Consider the following 790-nt stretch of genomic DNA (forward strand, 5'->3'; position numbering starts at 1 on the left):
CATCAATTCGCGATATTGACCCAGAGCCAGCGGGTTATCTACCACACATTAAGGATGAAGATGAACCCGTCATTGAGCAAAAAATTGAAGAACCGGAAGAGCCAAAAACACTGCTAGAACAGGTGAGCGATGCCCTTAAAACTCATCAAATCACGTGTACGAAAAAAGCGGTAGCGAAGCAATTTAGACTTTCTGCGGAAGAGGTAGACAAAGTCTTCGAAGAGCTTGCAGAGCTTGGGCTGGTGGGTAAAAAAGCCAACCACCATTACCATTGGATTGGTCAAGCTGAAGCCGCTTAATGGTCTAGACTCAGTAAACTATTAAAGAGCGTCGATGGACGCTCTTTTTTTATTTTCAGCCCTAAAGTACCTATTTCAGTAGGTGATAATTTACTTGGTTTCATCGTCTTAATGGAAGGGGTACAATCCATCTGAGATTGTTATCAATAGTAATTGTCTGGATGAACAAGCAAGCTGGCTTAGTCTTTGAGTTGCTCATTTGTCCGGATTCGCATCCTTCCTAGCGCAGAGAAAAACGCATGAAAATCAGCCCTTATCCGACTGGTCGCTTCAAAAACTATCTAGAACAGAAAAGTGCCGCGTTTCGTGATCTCATCTATCAGTGCCAAGTAAACACTCGTTATTTTGATGCAGGCGAAGCCATTTTGCGCCAAGGCGAGCAACTTCAGTACCTGTATATCGTGCCTGTTGGACGTGTTTCTATGAGCATTTTGGCCGCCAATGGGCGACGTTTCCAACTAGGGGAGGCGACCTGCGATTACCACATTTAT

General features: G+C 44.4%; 1 protein-coding gene and 1 pseudogene. Both read left to right on the top strand.

The annotated features are described in order from the left end of the window. A pseudogene (locus R7044_RS24945) lies at positions 1-299 on the top strand (Preprotein translocase subunit SecY); the annotation flags it as partial. 239 nt (positions 300-538) lie between these two features. Next, positions 539-790: cyclic nucleotide-binding domain-containing protein (locus tag R7044_RS24950; RefSeq protein ID WP_225455966.1), on the top strand; the 252-nt coding region annotated here is incomplete at its 3' end.

It is taken from the genome of Vibrio sp. 1402 (assembly GCF_033340275.1).